Raw genomic sequence first — 14,703 nt, 5'->3', positions numbered from 1 at the left:
ACTCATGGCAAAAAGCACCATCTACGCAGGTCTTGAAATCGGAACACACAAGATCTGTGTCGTCGTGGGTGAGGCCAAGCGCGACGGTGCCATCAAGATTCTCGGTGTCGGCCAGGCCCCCTCCCGTGGCGTGCGCAAAGGCGAGATCGTTGACTTCGAGAAAGTCCAGACCTGTGTGAACGACGCCCTTGTGCGTGCGGAGGACCGCAGCGATGTGATGATCCGCAACGTCTTCCTCGGAGTGACTGGCGCGCACATCGAAAGCCTCAACAACCGCGGCCGCCACCGCCTGCCGGACGAGCAGACGGAAATCACCGAGGACGATGTGGAGGAGGCCAAGGAAATCGCCCGCAGCGTCTCCATCCCGCAGTCGAATGTTTTCCTGCACAGTGTCACACGCCAGTACATCGTGGACGGCCAGGAGGCCGTGCGCCAGCCCATCGGGCGTGAGGGCCGCGTGCTGGAGGCGGACTACCACATCATCCACGGCGTTCGCGGCCGTGTGCAGAATGCCATCCGCTGCGTGCGTGAAATCCCGCTCGAAGTCGAGGACGTGGTCTTCAATCCCGTCGCGGCGGCACAGGTCGTGCTCACACGCGAGGCGAAAATGCAGGGCGCGCTCATGATCGACTTCGGTGCCGGCACTTGTGACTACGTCTTGTATGAAGACGGCATGATCACCGCCTCCGGCTGCGTCCCCCTCGGCGGCGACCACATCACCAATGATGTCTCCATGGCGCTGCAGATTCCGAACGGCCGCGCCGAACGCCTCAAGGTGGAGGAAGGCAGCGTGCTCTATGACGATGTGCCGGAAGGAGAAATGCTCAGCATCGAAGACGACACCGGCCTGATCCTTGGCGAGATCGAACGCGCCTTTTTGAACGAGGTCATGAATCTCAGAACCAAGGAGATCCTCACCCAGGTGCGCGTGCGCGTGGAAGATCATCTCGGCCGTTTGGGGGCGGGCGTTTTCCTCACCGGGGGCGTCAGCATGATGAAAGGCGTTGACGTCGTGGCCCGTGAAGTGTTTGGAATCAAGGTCACGCGCGCAGGTTCGGCCCCCGTCAGCGGCATCACCGCCACTTTCGAGAATCCGCAATACTCCGCCCCGATCGGCCTCATTCGTTATGCGCAGATTCTGGACAGCGAGAAGCCTTTTCTCTCCCCCCTGAAGCGTCTCGGCAGGCGCATGCAGGAACTTCTCTCGTCCGTCACACTTTAAAATTCAGCAGCAGCCCAACCCTAACCACCCACGATTATGGTAGAATACGACCGCTCCCAATCACCAGAAGGTGCCAGCAAAGCGGCGCCTCGCATCTGCATCGTCGGTGTCGGCGGCGCGGGTTCCAACGTCGTCGATCGCATCACCCTGGACCGCATCGTGGATGCCACGCTGGTCTGCGCCCATACGGACGTGCGGGTGTTGGGCCACTCGATGGCTCCTGTGAAGATCCAGCTGGGGGCCGAGCTCATGAAGGGCATCGGCGCTGGCGGTGACCCTGACCTGGGGCGTGAAGCAGCGCTTTTCTCCCGCGAACAGATCCGTCAGGCCATCGAAAACCACGACATCATCTTCATCAGCGCCGGACTCGGCGGCGGCACCGGCAGCGGCGCGGCCCCTGTCATTGCTGAGATCGCCAAGAACACCGGGGCGCTCGTCCTCGTCGTCGCCACCATGCCCTTCAGTTTCGAAGGCCGCCGTCGTCTGGCCCAGGCCGAGGAGGCGCTGGAGCTGCTGCAAAAACGTGCCGATGCCCTCGTGCTGTTTGAAAACAACCGCATGGGCGAGCTCATCCTTCCAAAGGATGGCATTCAGAAAGCCTTCAATCAGGCCGACCAGCTCATTGCCCAGAGCCTGCGCGCCATCTCCACCATCACCATCACGCCAGGCCTGGTGAAGCTCGGCCTTGATGACCTCACGTCCGCCCTGGCCAATGCAAATGGCCGCTGCCTCTTCGGCTTCGGCGAAGCCCGTGGCCAGAACCGTGGCGCCGAGGCGCTCAAGAAAGCCCTCAAGAGCCCGCTCATCGACTCCGGCCGCCTCCTGCATCAGACGAAGAACCTCCTTGTACACGTGGCTGGCGGCGAATCGCTCACACTGGTGGAAGTCGAAGGCGTCATGAAACAGCTCGGCCGCCATGTGCCGGACCAGACGCACATCCTCTTCGGTCTCGGAGTCGATGCAAAGCTGGGAGACGCCGTCGCAGTCACCCTCATCAGCTCTCTGGGCCTCAATCAGCTCAACGCACACGCCACGGCGGCGCCCCCCTCTGAAATGCTCATGCCGCGCCCTGAAGCGCCTGCGGCAGCCCCGGCCCCGGCTCCCGCCCCCAAACGCGAGACTCCGGCCCGCAAGGCCCCTTCCCCCTATGCCCCGCCGGCGGAATCCGTCCCGGATCTCCTCTTCAAGTCCGAGGAGTTCGCCTCCGTACCAGCCATCGGTGACTCCTTCCCAATGGCCAGCCTCCAAGCCGAGATCGCCAAAGTTCAGACTCAGGAGCTGCCGGTCTCCCATGTGGAGGAACCCGCTGATTTTGCCGACTTTGCGGCATTTGAAGAGCCCGCGCCGCCCGTGATGCCGACCGCCCCTGAAACGGCACGCATTCCCGTGCGCACCCCTGCCGCCAAGGAACTCGCAGACGCCGCCCGTAGCAGCAAGGAATCCACCCTCGCTGCCGTCGTGGCCCGCAGCGTCACCCTGCAGACCGAAATCTCGCCTGCACAGGATGATCTCATCTCCTTTGACGAGCCGGAGTCGGAGCCTTCGGCAGTCACTGCCGCCGTTGCGGCCACCACAGCCGTGCTTGCCCGCACCAAGCCCGCAGCGGAAAGCCAGCAGACCTTCAGCCTCGGCGAGGAAGACCGCGGCCGCTTCAAGGACACCGAACCCTCCATCGTGCAGGGTGAGGACCTCGACGTGCCGACCTGGATGCGCCTCAAGAAGAAGCTGCGCCGCTAAGACATTGCTTTTGCTGCTCAAAAACAGCATCCCAGGCGCGTTTGTTCCCACCCATGAACGCTCCTTTCTCACGTCGTCGCCTGCTTCAGTCCCTGCCCCTTGCTGCATGCGCCGGCAGTTTCAACATCCTCGCCCGCTCCCAGGAGTCGAAAAAATCATGGATCACCGGCAATCCGGCGATCGACAAGCCGCGCGAGATCGCGCTCAGCCTGCTCAAGCCCTCTCAGGCGCAGATTGACCATGCTTGGGAGCTCCATTTCGGCTCCGTCGTCTTTGAGAGCTACGGCTTCGCTCCTCGCTGCGCCATCGACGCCGAGGCCATGAACGAGGCCATCAAATCCGGCATGGGCGCCGCCGAGATCAACGACCTCCGCGAGTCCATGTCCATGAACCGCAACGCGACCAACGAGCGCGAGCGCAAGGAGTTCCTCGACGCCTTCCACGCCGCCGGTGTCACCTGCATTTTCCAAAATACCGGCGAGGAAGGCAGCGACCCCATGCGGCTCATCAAACGCCTCGCCCACTTCACCAAGGCCACCGACTTGCTGAATCCGACACTCTCCAAGGTCGTAACCTCCGACGAAATCGTGGCCCTCAAGAAGGCCGGAAACGTCGGTATATGCTTCACCACCAACGGTGTACCACTCATGCAGGACTGGGAAAGCGTCCGCGACGAACTGCGCTTCATCCGCCTCTTCCACGAACTCGGCACCCGCATGATGCATGTGACCTACAACCGCCGCAATCCGCTGGGAGACGGGGCCGGAGAGCCACACGATGGCGGCCTGAGTGATTTCGGCCACGCAGCCATCGCAGAGATGAACAAAATCGGTGTCATTGCCGATGTAGCGCACAGTGGCTGGAAGACGGCCTACGATGCAGCGAAGTGCAGCACGCGCCCCATGGTGGCCAGCCACACTACCTGCTGCGGGGTATATGAACACTTCCGCGGCAAGCCGGACGACACCATCAAGGCCATCTGCGACACTGACGGGCTCGTGGGCATCTGCTGCATCCCGCGTTTCCTGGGCGGCAAAGGGGACATCACCGCGCTGCTCGACCACCTGGACCATTTGATCAAAAAATTCGGTGCCAAGCATGCCGCCATCGGCTGCGACGTGGCCTACACCTCCCGTTTTGACAAAGAGGAGCGGGCCAAGCTGCTCAAAGCCCCGGGCGGCAGCGCGGACAAGTGGGAGCACCTCTGGCCCAAGGATGATTATGTCACAACTGTGACAGCGGAGCAGAGTGTCGCCTGGTCAAACTGGCCGCTTTTCACCCTCGGCATGATCATGCGCGGTCACAGTGATGAGACGATCCGGCAGGTTATCGGCGGCAACATGCTGAGGGTGCTGAAGGCAAATCAGGTCTGACAGGTGGCAAAAACCGCATTTGACCACCTGCAAGGTGGCAGGTTCGCTGCGCGTTTGGTTTTTGGTGGGAAGTGATGTAGAATCTCCCTCCAAACCCCCACATGACCCCGCGTTTCCAGTTTCCCTCTCTCGTTTTGGGCGGCCTTGCCGTCGCCAGTTCGGTCGCATCCGCCGCCGAATCGTTCCCTGCGGACCAGATCGAGTTTTTTGAGAAAAACGTCCGCCCCGTGCTGGCAGAACGCTGTTACGACTGCCATGGTGCCAGCAAGCACCAGAACGGCCTTCGGCTCGATTCACGAGCTGCCGTCATTCATGGCAGCGATTACGGCAAGGTCGTGGAGCCTGGAAATCCTAGCGCCAGCAAGCTGATCAAGGCAGTCAACCACATCGCAGGTGTGGAAGCGATGCCGAAAAAGGGCGATAAACTGCCCGCACCGCAGATCGCCGCGCTGGAAAAGTGGATCAGCATGGGCCTGCCGTGGCCCACCGAGGCCGCGCCTGCCGCCCACGCCAAGGCCGACCCCATGCAGCACTGGGCCTACAAGCCGGTGCAGAAACCCGCCCTGCCGGCTGGCTTCAACGGCAATCCCATCGACGCCTTCGTCGGTTCCAAGCTCAAGGCCGCCGGGTTCGACTTTGCCCCGCCTGCCGATGCCGCCACTCTCACGCGCCGGCTCCACCTCACCCTCACCGGCCTGCCGCCCACCTACGAAGAGCTGCAGAAAAAGCAGGATCCTCAAAAGCTGATTTCCGAACTGCTTTCCAAGCCCGCCTACGGCGAGCGCTGGGCGCGCTTCTGGATGGATGTGGTGCGCTACGCTGACACCAACGGCTACCAGGTGGCTGGCCGCAGCAACTACTACCCCTACGCCTACACCTACCGTGACTGGATCGTAAAGGCGTTCAACGACGACATGCCCTACGACAAGTTTGTGAGCTACCAGCTCGCGGCGGACCGCATCACCGCTGGCACGCCCAACTCTCCGGACCTTGCTGCGCTGGGCTTCTACAACGTGGGAGAACGTTTCATCAATGACCGCCTGCTGATCGCGGATGACCGCATCGATGTCATCGGCCGTGGCCTGCTGGGTCTTACCGTGGCCTGCGCCCGCTGCCACGATCACAAATTCGATCCGATCCCGAGCCGTGACTACTATGCGATGTACAGCATCCTCAACAGCAGCGACGAGCCGGATGACACCGCCATGCCCATCATCGGCAAGGCGGCCAATGAAAACGACGCCAAGGACTACGAAGCCAAGGTGGCCGAGATCGCCAAGAAGGAGCTCGATTTCAAACGCACCGTCTATGAGGAATTCCGCAAGCCGGAGCGTCTGGCCGAGTATCTCGCCTTTGCGCAGGAGACGGTGGACATCAAGGACAGCACGATCTTCAAAGGAAAAGCCGGCCAGATGAAGCTGCGCGACCGCGTGGCCAACCAGTGGCGCGATTTTCTGAAACGCTATGCGCTGACCGCCAAACCGCACGCCGCCATGGTGGCCTGGAGCCGCTTTGCCAAGCTGGCTGAGGCTGAATTCGCGGCAAAATCCCCCGCCATTGTCCAGGAACTGGTAAAACCTGAAAGCGGCTGCACGCCTGAGGTGGCCGCCGCGTTTGCACAGACGCCGCCGAAGTCCATGAAGGACGTTGCCCTGTCCTACGCACGCATCATCCTCGACAGCAAGGTGGAGCCCGTGCGCCAGCTCATGCAGGACAAGCTCTCCCCCATGTCCGTGCCGGTGGAGGGAGCCGAGGTGTTTTTCACCCGCAAAGACAGCGAGACTGTGGTGCGGCTTAACAACGAGCGCACCAAGCTGGACAGCACGCATCCAGGCACACCTCCGCGCGCCATGGTGATGGTGGACAAGCCCAAGCCCCAGGATGTGCGCGTCTTCATCCGTGGCAATCCCGGGCGTCAGGGAGATCCCGCGCCGCGAGCCTGGCTGACGATGTTCGGCGGCGAGAAATTCACGGACGGCAGCGGCCGCCTGGAGCTGGCCAAACACATCGCCAGCAAGGACAATCCACTCACTGCGCGCGTCATTGTGAACCGCGTGTGGTTGCAGCACTTCGGCAAGCCGCTCGTCTCGCAAACCAGTGATTTCGGTGTCCAGACGCCGAAACCCGTGCAGGCAGAACTGCTCGACTATCTGGCCGCCACCTTCATGGAAAATGGCTGGAGCCTGAAGAAGCTGCACACGCTTATCCTCACCTCCCGCACCTTCCAGCAGAGCAGCCATGCCACGCCGGAAAAAGCCACCAAGGATGCAGAGAACGACCTGCTGAGCCGGTTTAACCGCCAGCGTCTGGATTATGAAACCATGCGCGACGCGATTCTTGCCGCCACGGGTGAGCTCAACACCACCAAGCTAGGCGGCCGCGCTGTGGAGCTCAACGCCCAGGACGCCGACACCCTGCGCACCCTCTACCTCAAGGTGGACCGTTACGACCAAGCCAGCGTGCCAGCCATGTTTGACTTCGCCAATCCGGACGGTCACAGCCCGCAGCGCTTCAACACCACCGTCCCGCAGCAGGCGTTGTTCCTCATGAACAGCCCCTTCATGCGCGCCCGTGCGGACGCCATCGCCAAAGCCACACCGCTGACCGGCACCACGCTCGATTCCGAAGCCATCCGCGCGATGTACCACCGCGTGCTCTCCCGCGATCCGAAGCCGGATGAGGTGGAACTGGCCCAGCGCTTCGCCGCCGATGCGACTGCCCTCAATGCCGAGAAGCCCTTCCGTTGGAGCTACGGCACGATGAAGTTTGAACGCACCCCCGATGGCAAGCCCGCCTTCACCGACTTCCAGGCCTTCACACACCTGACCGAGCGCGGCAATGGGGGGCAGCGACTTTGGAGCCCTGCTCCCAAAATCCCTGATTCCACCTGGGGCCATGTCTTCTGGGCGAACTACGGCGGCCACGCCGCGCCCAATGGTTACATCGTCACCGCCCGCTGGCATGCGCCCGCTGATATGAAGGTCTCCATCGACAGCACGCTCAGCCGCAGCAGCGACCGTGGTGACGGTGTGCGCGGCTGGATCTACAACATGCGCACCGGCATCCTGGCCGAGCAGCTCTGCAACCCGCAGAACAAGAAGGTCCCCGTGCAGCTCACCACCGAGGTGAAACGCGGCGACATCCTCTGCTTCATCATCCACAACGAAGGCGGCACCGACAGCGACAGCTTTGACTGGCAGCCCACCATCAGCCGCGCCGACAACGGCGAAACGCTGACCAACCTCAAAAACGACTTCTGCGACTCCAGCCGCTGGCCCTTCGGCCGCGCCAGGCCCCAAAGCGCCCTCAGCCAGCTCGCTCAGGTGCTGCTCATGAGCAACGAGTTCATGTTTGAGGATTGAGTTGGGAGTTTTAGGTGTCACGCCAAAAAGCTCGACAGTCTCTCTGCAGGCGCAGTAGCATCGGGCCATGAGATTCGTTTTCCGCGTTCTCGCAATGGCGGCTGCACTGGCATTCACTGTGGGGTGTGGGCGCTCTGCCTTTGCACAAGCAAAACTAGCGATTGAAAGTCAGATTCAGCATTGGTCGGAGTGGTGGCTGATTGAAGTGGGACGGCACCCCCTTCCTGTTCCGCAGCTGCTTTCTATTGGCAGCCGATTTCCAGCGGCTGAAGCGGATCTGGTAAAACTGGAACCAAACGACGGGCCTCTGAGCGTTATAGCGGCATTCAAGGTTGTGGATCCCAACATTTCCGAGGGAAAATGGCACCTCGGATTGCTCACGACAGAAGCGCTCATACCACCTCCAAACAACCAGCCTGTTTATGCTGTTGCACGAAGCGGACCATCTTGGGCTAGGTTGCAATTGGCGGCACCTTTGCCTTGGTGTGGCTTGGCAGAATTTTCAGGGCTGAAACCGGTGCAAAAAAATCGCAACGCGTTTTCATGGCCGGGAAACATCCGCGCACCTGCATCCATCGGCTCAATTGCATTCTCCGACATGCATCTAGATGGCAACCCTTTCCATCTCAACATCCCCAAACGTCTGTCCGTCTATGGTGAAGATCTCAGGCTGTTTGAATTCAGCCTTCATCGTACAAGCGATGACTCGTTTGGTTTTGGAAACAGATGGACAGCGCTCTTCTTCAGATGGTCCCCGCCCGAGCTGGACGAAATGTTCTCGACACCTCTCCCAGCTTCGAGGTAGCCTGTTCTTCATGAAATCGCCGCGTGCTCGTTTCTGCCTGCGTTGTGCCGCCGTCTGCTCTTCGTTGGGGCTGCTGATTGGCTGCGCGTGGTTCGCCCACAAGCAGGCCAATCCGGCCATGATGCCAGGTTCCAAAAGCGGTCCAATACTCATGCCTGGCAGCAAATCGTTCACCGGCGGCACCTCGATCACCTCAGGTGCTTTGCAGACTGACAAGCCGCTGCTGCCGCCAGGGAAGCCATGAACAGGACGGCCCAATGCCTTCGCTCCTCCCTGCTGGCATCTGCATTTGCGCTGCTGACGGGTCATGCGCGGCCGTTGGAAGCGATGACTGCAGACACCGTGAACAGCATTGATGTCGAGCGCTGGGTTGAGTCAGGAACGGATGACGTCCGCCGGCTCGCTGCGCCGGTGCCTCAGTTGCTCTTTTCACATCCCGTCTGGCTGACAGGTGAGGAACTTCGTCCCTTCCAGGAACGACTGACTCTTGACGCTAAACTCACAGATCTCACTCACATGCCGGGAATGTGGAATCAAGCCTTCGCTGAACTGCTCACAACGGAAGGTCTGCTGATTACTGAACGACCCAATGAACCTGTTCAGGGAAACTTCTGGCTTCATTACTCCTATTACGAGGACAAGCTGTGGGAGTCCTTCTGGAGAAAGCACCTGCCAGTGCCAAGCGTCATACGCTCCACGGCATTCACGCCAGAGCTATTGCAGGAACACGGCGCACTGTACTGGAACACCTCCATGAGGTTCTGCAGTTTTTAATAACAGGGTATTTCCATCGGCCATGAAACCCCCGTCAAAACTCGTCCGCCTCGCGGTGCTGGTTTCATCCCTAACGCTGCTGACGGTCTATGTGGTCCATTCACAATCCAGAGGTCAAATGGCGTCTCCTCAAACGGAGGAGAAGTTGATGTTTCCCAGCTCCAAGGCTCTGACCCAGCCCGTGTTTTCAACCCGCAAGGTGAAATCAAACACCGTGGCAGCCGATACTTTGGCACCTCCAATGCAAAAGCCATGAACCTGCCAGCCCTCATCCTCTCCACCGGCGTGAGCCTGCTTTTCCTCGTGTTGCTGTTCCGCCCCTTGGAAGCACTCTTTCCTGCACGTGAGGGACAGAAGTTTTTCCGCCCGGCTTTCTGGACGGACCTGTGTTTTCTGCTGGGGCAGTACCTGCTCTGGAGCGGGCTGGTGTTCTGGACGTTGAATCACTTCCGTAGCTGGCTGGATGGCATTGTGCCTGCACATTTTCGGGCGGGGGTGGCGGAGCAGTCTTGGTGGCTGCAGGCGGTGGAGATGGTGGTGCTGAGTGACATCCTCATTTACTGGGCGCATCGGCTGCAGCACACGGTGCCGTTTCTGTGGCGCTTTCATTCGATCCATCACAGTGCGGAGCATCTGGACTGGCTGGCGGCGCACCGGGAGCATCCGCTGGATACGATTTACACGGTGGGCGTCATCAATCTGCCAGCGTTCATGCTCGGCTTTCCGTTGGAGACGCTGGCCGGGTTCCTGGCTTTTCGCGGGCTGTGGGCCATCTTCATCCATTCGAATGTGCGCCTGCCCATCGGGCCGCTGGGCATGATCCTGGGAGCGCCCGCGTTGCACCACTGGCACCACGACAAGGCACGCGATGCGGGGAACTACGCGAACATATCCCCGCTGATGGACATCCTCTTTGGCACTTACCGCTGTCCTGCTCACGAGCCCGAGGCATTCGGCATTCACGAGCCCATTTCCAAACACTACCTGGGGCAGCTCTGGCATCCGTTTCGCCGCAGGAAGCGAGAAAAAGCATGATCCCCTCCCCTGGCATGGAGTTTCCTGCCCAGCCATGACGATCTACCCCCAAAATGGCAAGATCAGCCCTTCCTTGTCGTACATGCCCCCGATATTGACCTCTCATCTCAACCCTTAGCACACCATGTTCCGCATTCCTGGCGTCCCCGGCAAAGACCTTTGCGACAAAAACCTCGGCTTCTCACGCCGTGACATCCTGCGTGTGGGCGGAGGATCCATGATGGGCCTCACGCTCAACAATGTGCTGCGTGGCCAGGCCATGGCGGCGAATTCTCCGAACGCAGGCCGTGCGGGCTGGGGCAAGGCGAAGCACGTGCTCATGATCTACCTCCAGGGCGGCCCCAGCCACCTGGACCTGTGGGACCCGAAGGAAAACGTGCCGGACAAGGTGCGCAGCGCCTTCAAGACGATCCCGACCAAGGTCCCCGGCAAGCACTTCACCGAGATCCTGCCAGGGCTCGCGAAGGTGAACGACAAGTTCACCATGATCAATTCGATGAGCTACACGCCGAATGGTCTTTTCAACCACACGGCTGCGATCTACCAGATCATGACCGGTTACACAACGGACAAGGTCAGTCCCTCCGGCCAGCTTGAGCCGCCGAACGCGAAGGACTTCCCGAACTTTGGCAGCAACATCGTGCGCCTGAAGCCGCTGCAGGAGCCGATGCTCCCCTTTGTGCAGCTTCCCCGGCCTCTGCAGGAGTCCAACGTGGTCGGCAAAGGCGGCGGTGCCGGCTTCCTGGGCAAGGCCTACGATCCCTACACGCTCTTCCCCGATGGCGATGACCTCGACATGGGCAAGATGGACCGGATCAAGATCGACGATCTTCAGCTCCGCCCGGATCTCTTCAGCGTGCGCCTGGAGCGCCGAGCCAAGCTGCGCGACGCCATCAATGACCAGATGCCGCAGATCGAGGCTGCCGTGAAAGACATGAGCCTGGACAGCTACTACAGCCAGGCGCTGAACCTGATCTCCAGCGGACGTGCCCGCGATGCCTTCGCGCTCGATCGTGAGCCTGACAAGCTGCGGGACCGCTACGGCCGCAACACCTTTGGTCAAAGCTGCCTGCTGGCCCGCCGTCTGCTGGAAGCAGGCACGCGCGTGGTGGAAGTGATCTGGCCCAAGGTCGCGAACTCCGACAACCACTCCTGGGACCATCACGTGGGCCTGACCGAGCGCATGAAGAACAAGTCCGGCCCGATGCTGGACCAGGGTCTCAGCGCGCTGTTTGAAGACCTGGATGCCAGCGGCCTGCTGGACGAGACCATCGTCGTGGCCCTTGGCGAATTTGGCCGCAGCCCCGAGAAGGGTGTGTCCACCAGCGGCAATGGCAACAGCGCGGATGGCCGTGACCACTGGCCGTACTGCTACACCGCCGTTGTCGGTGGTGCCGGCATCAAGCGTGGCTACGTCCACGGCAAGTCTGACGCCACCGGCTCCGCCCCTGCGGAAGATGCGGTGCATCCGACCGAGCTCCTCGCCACCATCTACCACGCCGTCGGCATCGACCCGGAGACGATTGTTTACAATCATCTCAACCAGCCGCGTGAGCTGGTGAAGGCCAAGCCGGTGACGAAGCTGTTTGCCTGATCGAATCCTTACCAAAGAGGCAGGGCGAAAGCTCTGCCTCTTTTTTGTTTACTCTTACTTCTGCGGCACCTTGGCCAGCAGGCGTGTGTCGTAGCCCTGTTTCGCCATGCGCTCCAGAATGCCGCGATAGGTGGCGTCATCGAGCACCGGCCTGCGGCTGAGCACCCAGGCCAGTTTGCGGCTGGGGTAGCCGATCACGCTCCACTGGTAGTCTGGGTCGAGGTCGATGATGAGATAAGGCACCCGCAGCGGCCAGACGAACTGCACGCGCCACTCGGCATTGGTGGCTTTGTTGTGAACCCAGGCCACGCCCTTCCACTGCTCCAGCGGCGCGTCGAGGCTGCCGCGCCGGAACAGGAAGATATTGTCCATCCTGCCATCCGGACGCATGGCGTAGCGGTCCAGCGTGCCCACCTTGCCCTTTTCCAAGGAATACGGGATGTTCGCAAAGACAAACCAGTCGCCCACGTAGCGCTGCAGATCGACGTGAGGAACGGTTCGCAGTGGAGCAGGCTTCATGGAGGAGCAGGAGACGAGGCTAAGCGAGGAAAGCAGCAGAAAGCCGAGGCTCAAAAATCGGTAGCGCATGACAGATGAACGAATCCGAGCGGTGCCTGGGTGCGAATTCAATCGTATCATCCCGGCATGCCAGCCGCCCCCACGCTCGAATCCCGTCTCGCCTTCCGTGAGCGCCCGACGCGTGCGCACGTGATGTCTCAGCGCTGGGAAAGCCTGCTCTTCCTGCACTGGCGCTGGGATGCGGCGGAGATTCAGAGCACGCTGCCGCCCGGGCTGTTTGTGGACACGTTTCAAGGCGATGCGTGGCTGGCCATTGTGCCATTCTACATGTGCGGCATTCGCCCGCGCTTCTGCCCGCCGGTGCGCGGCATCAGCGATTTCCTTGAACTCAATGTGCGCACCTATGTGCACGATGAGCAGGGCCGGCCCGGCGTGTGGTTTTACTCGCTGGACTGCAATCAGCGGCTCGCAGTCTGGACTGCGCGCACCTTCTTCCACCTGCCCTATCAGAATGCACGAATGAGCGCACAGGTGAGAGACGGCTGCATCGACTACCGCTGTCAGCGAGGTGGTGAACCGGCCGCGTCACATTTTCGCTATCGGATCGCCGCAGAATCTCAGATCGCAGAGCCTGGATCGCTCGCCTTTTTCCTCGCCGAGCGCTACCTGCTGTTCGCGCAGACACCGCGTGGCATCCGTTGCGGGCAGGTGCACCACACGCCTTACGCGCTTGCAGAGGCAAGTCTGGAGGCATGGGATGCGAAGCCGCTGCTGCAGGCAGGTTTCACGGACCCACGGCGCCCGCCAGATCACATTATTGGCTCGTCAGGTGTTGATGTGGCGGTGTATCCGCTTACTTCATGAACACCGAGATGCCTTCATCCACCAGAGGCTTGGCGGCACGCAGCTTTTTGTCGGTGGAGGAGAGCTGTTTGTCGCCGCTGAGATACTCCGGAATGTTTTCCGTGGTGGGGCTGAAGCGGATGCTCACCTTCCCCTCCAGTTTACCGCCTTCGAAGTTTGCGTAGCCACCGTAGTCCCATTCAAATCCGGCGATCTTGAAGGGCTTGCCGTTGATCTTCTCCACTTCTTCAACGGTCATGCCCGACTTGAGACCGTTTTCGAACTTCCAGGCCTTGCCCATGACGCGGATGTCGAAGACGACCTGCTTCTTGTCGTTGTCCGGGTCCCACACGATTTCCAGCTCACGATCCGTACCCGCAAACAACTTCGCGCCATCGATTTCCTCGCCTTCCGCGCCGGGGATCTTTTGCTGCTTGAGGCTGCCCTTGCCATAAGCACGCTCGATGTCCGTGGAGGTCATGCCCGGTTTGATCAGGCCCACGCGCTTGCCGAGGACAATCGTGTTGTCCTTGGGATCAAACTCATCGGCATGAAGAAAGGCGGTGAACAGCAGCAGGCAGGCGAGGATTCGGTTCATGCTGGGAATACGCCGACAACCGGGTCGCAAATCAAGCCGTTATTTGATCGTTGTGAGATGGCCGCGAAGCACACGGCGCGATTCCCAGCGCTGGTGCAGACGCATGACCGCATAGATCAGCCTGGACAATGGAGAAATCCATGAAGCCTCGTAATGATGAATGGCGTAGGAACCGAGCTCAGCAGCCCGCCTGCGACGGTTCTCAATGAGGCGCTCCGTCGGCGCCGCTGGAAAAAAGAGCTCGTGAGCATGAATGGTGACGTCTCCGACAGACCGGCTGCGTTCCTCCAGCGCCTCACTGCACATCCGCATGCCCATTTCGATCGTGTAGGAGGAGCAGGGCTCCAGCCTTTTCTTCATGCGGTAGCCTGATGCCATCCTATGCATGATTTCCAGCCAGACCGGGTGACCTGCGGGCGAGGCGATCAGCGCACTGCAGATAAAGTCACTGCCACGCATCCGCCGCCCGATGCCGTTGAATTCCCGACCGGACATGATGTTCGAACCACTCAACAGCGGATCGAACGGCTTGATCACCTCAACATCCAGGTCTGAATAGATGCCGCCTTGATGATGCATGTAGACGGCACGAATGAAATCCATCTTCAAGATGTAAGGGGTCAGCTTGGTGAAATACCCGGTGAACTCCGGATAGTGCTGCTGAATCAGGCCAAGGTTGTCAGCTTCAGTCCACAGGCGGTATTCAAAGCCGGGGTGATGTGCCCGCCATGAATGCTGAAACTCGCGGAGGTTGCCTGGTATTTCCGGCGTGTTCCATGTCTGGTGAATGATGCGCGGGATCATTAGGATCAATTATGTCAAAACGACGCTTGGGGATTAC

Annotated in this window: 14 protein-coding genes; 11 read left to right on the top strand and 3 right to left on the bottom strand. The window is 60.5% G+C overall.

Annotated elements, in window-relative coordinates:
• The first annotated feature begins 4 nt into the window (after positions 1–4).
• The 10 genes from ftsA to ACFQDI_RS17405 all read left to right on the top strand — a co-directional run bounded on the left by ftsA (position 5) and on the right by ACFQDI_RS17405 (position 11,902).
• Positions 5–1,222: a cell division protein FtsA gene (gene ftsA, locus ACFQDI_RS17450; RefSeq protein WP_377169114.1), complete on the top strand. Its 1,218-nt coding sequence runs from the start codon at positions 5–7 to the stop codon at positions 1,220–1,222.
• Positions 1,223–1,258: 36 nt separating this feature from the next.
• Positions 1,259–2,959, top strand: coding sequence for a cell division protein FtsZ (locus ACFQDI_RS17445; RefSeq protein ID WP_377169112.1), 1,701 nt, complete (start codon positions 1,259–1,261; stop codon positions 2,957–2,959).
• A gap of 53 nt (positions 2,960–3,012) precedes the next feature.
• Positions 3,013–4,332 (top strand): dipeptidase, encoded by a 1,320-nt coding sequence (locus tag ACFQDI_RS17440; RefSeq protein ID WP_377169110.1) that lies wholly within the window; start codon positions 3,013–3,015, stop codon positions 4,330–4,332.
• Positions 4,333–4,433: 101 nt separating this feature from the next.
• Positions 4,434–7,694: a PSD1 and planctomycete cytochrome C domain-containing protein gene (locus ACFQDI_RS17435; protein ID WP_377169108.1), complete on the top strand. Its 3,261-nt coding sequence runs from the start codon at positions 4,434–4,436 to the stop codon at positions 7,692–7,694.
• A gap of 67 nt (positions 7,695–7,761) precedes the next feature.
• Positions 7,762–8,499: a hypothetical protein gene (locus tag ACFQDI_RS17430; RefSeq protein WP_377169106.1), complete on the top strand. Its 738-nt coding sequence runs from the start codon at positions 7,762–7,764 to the stop codon at positions 8,497–8,499.
• Positions 8,500–8,509: 10 nt separating this feature from the next.
• Positions 8,510–8,743 (top strand): hypothetical protein, encoded by a 234-nt coding sequence (locus tag ACFQDI_RS17425; protein ID WP_377169104.1) that lies wholly within the window; start codon positions 8,510–8,512, stop codon positions 8,741–8,743.
• Positions 8,740–9,273, top strand: coding sequence for a hypothetical protein (locus ACFQDI_RS17420; protein ID WP_377169102.1), 534 nt, complete (start codon positions 8,740–8,742; stop codon positions 9,271–9,273). The genes ACFQDI_RS17425 and ACFQDI_RS17420 overlap by 4 nt, the downstream gene beginning before the upstream one ends.
• A gap of 22 nt (positions 9,274–9,295) precedes the next feature.
• Positions 9,296–9,529 (top strand): hypothetical protein, encoded by a 234-nt coding sequence (locus tag ACFQDI_RS17415; protein WP_377169100.1) that lies wholly within the window; start codon positions 9,296–9,298, stop codon positions 9,527–9,529.
• On the top strand, positions 9,526–10,308 hold the full coding sequence (locus ACFQDI_RS17410; RefSeq protein WP_377169098.1) for a sterol desaturase family protein: 783 nt from the start codon (positions 9,526–9,528) through the stop codon (positions 10,306–10,308). The genes ACFQDI_RS17415 and ACFQDI_RS17410 overlap by 4 nt, the downstream gene beginning before the upstream one ends.
• 124 nt (positions 10,309–10,432) lie before the next feature.
• Positions 10,433–11,902 carry a DUF1501 domain-containing protein gene (locus ACFQDI_RS17405; protein ID WP_377169096.1) on the top strand — a complete coding sequence of 490 codons (1,470 nt, stop codon included), beginning with the start codon at positions 10,433–10,435 and terminating at the stop codon, positions 11,900–11,902.
• A gap of 54 nt (positions 11,903–11,956) precedes the next feature.
• Here the strand turns inward: ACFQDI_RS17405 and ACFQDI_RS17400 are convergent, their stop codons facing one another.
• Positions 11,957–12,490, bottom strand: a complete 534-nt coding sequence (locus ACFQDI_RS17400) for a lipocalin family protein (RefSeq protein ID WP_377169094.1) — start codon at positions 12,488–12,490, stop codon at positions 11,957–11,959.
• A 57-nt stretch (positions 12,491–12,547) separates the two neighbouring features.
• Here ACFQDI_RS17400 and ACFQDI_RS17395 point away from each other — a divergent pair, with 57 nt between their 5' ends.
• Positions 12,548–13,285, top strand: coding sequence for a YqjF family protein (locus ACFQDI_RS17395; protein WP_377169092.1), 738 nt, complete (start codon positions 12,548–12,550; stop codon positions 13,283–13,285).
• On the opposite strand, the gene ACFQDI_RS17390 is transcribed toward ACFQDI_RS17395, so the two are convergent.
• Positions 13,275–13,862, bottom strand: coding sequence for a hypothetical protein (locus tag ACFQDI_RS17390; RefSeq protein WP_377169090.1), 588 nt, complete (start codon positions 13,860–13,862; stop codon positions 13,275–13,277). The two genes, ACFQDI_RS17395 and ACFQDI_RS17390, sit on opposite strands and share 11 nt — an antisense overlap.
• A gap of 39 nt (positions 13,863–13,901) precedes the next feature.
• On the bottom strand, positions 13,902–14,666 hold the full coding sequence (locus tag ACFQDI_RS17385; protein ID WP_377169088.1) for a glycosyltransferase family 32 protein: 765 nt from the start codon (positions 14,664–14,666) through the stop codon (positions 13,902–13,904).
• Between the last annotated feature and the right edge of the window lie 37 nt (positions 14,667–14,703).

Origin of the sequence: Prosthecobacter fluviatilis (genome assembly GCF_042655725.1) — a bacterium.
Taxonomy (GTDB): Bacteria; Verrucomicrobiota; Verrucomicrobiia; order Verrucomicrobiales; family Verrucomicrobiaceae; genus Prosthecobacter; species Prosthecobacter fluviatilis.
This window is presented reverse-complemented; position numbering and strand designations above follow the sequence as displayed.

Coding starts and splice junctions, on each gene's coding strand:
- ACFQDI_RS17390 (WP_377169090.1), bottom strand. CDS start 13,862: ATGAACCGAATCCTCGCCTGCCTGCTGCTGTTCACCGCCTTTCTTCAT.
- ACFQDI_RS17435 (WP_377169108.1), top strand. CDS start 4,434: ATGACCCCGCGTTTCCAGTTTCCCTCTCTCGTTTTGGGCGGCCTTGCC.
- ACFQDI_RS17395 (WP_377169092.1), top strand. CDS start 12,548: ATGCCAGCCGCCCCCACGCTCGAATCCCGTCTCGCCTTCCGTGAGCGC.
- ACFQDI_RS17410 (WP_377169098.1), top strand. CDS start 9,526: ATGAACCTGCCAGCCCTCATCCTCTCCACCGGCGTGAGCCTGCTTTTC.
- ftsA (WP_377169114.1), top strand. CDS start 5: ATGGCAAAAAGCACCATCTACGCAGGTCTTGAAATCGGAACACACAAG.
- ACFQDI_RS17405 (WP_377169096.1), top strand. CDS start 10,433: ATGTTCCGCATTCCTGGCGTCCCCGGCAAAGACCTTTGCGACAAAAAC.
- ACFQDI_RS17400 (WP_377169094.1), bottom strand. CDS start 12,490: ATGCGCTACCGATTTTTGAGCCTCGGCTTTCTGCTGCTTTCCTCGCTT.
- ACFQDI_RS17415 (WP_377169100.1), top strand. CDS start 9,296: ATGAAACCCCCGTCAAAACTCGTCCGCCTCGCGGTGCTGGTTTCATCC.
- ACFQDI_RS17385 (WP_377169088.1), bottom strand. CDS start 14,666: ATGATCCCGCGCATCATTCACCAGACATGGAACACGCCGGAAATACCA.
- ACFQDI_RS17425 (WP_377169104.1), top strand. CDS start 8,510: ATGAAATCGCCGCGTGCTCGTTTCTGCCTGCGTTGTGCCGCCGTCTGC.
- ACFQDI_RS17440 (WP_377169110.1), top strand. CDS start 3,013: ATGAACGCTCCTTTCTCACGTCGTCGCCTGCTTCAGTCCCTGCCCCTT.
- ACFQDI_RS17445 (WP_377169112.1), top strand. CDS start 1,259: ATGGTAGAATACGACCGCTCCCAATCACCAGAAGGTGCCAGCAAAGCG.
- ACFQDI_RS17430 (WP_377169106.1), top strand. CDS start 7,762: ATGAGATTCGTTTTCCGCGTTCTCGCAATGGCGGCTGCACTGGCATTC.
- ACFQDI_RS17420 (WP_377169102.1), top strand. CDS start 8,740: ATGAACAGGACGGCCCAATGCCTTCGCTCCTCCCTGCTGGCATCTGCA.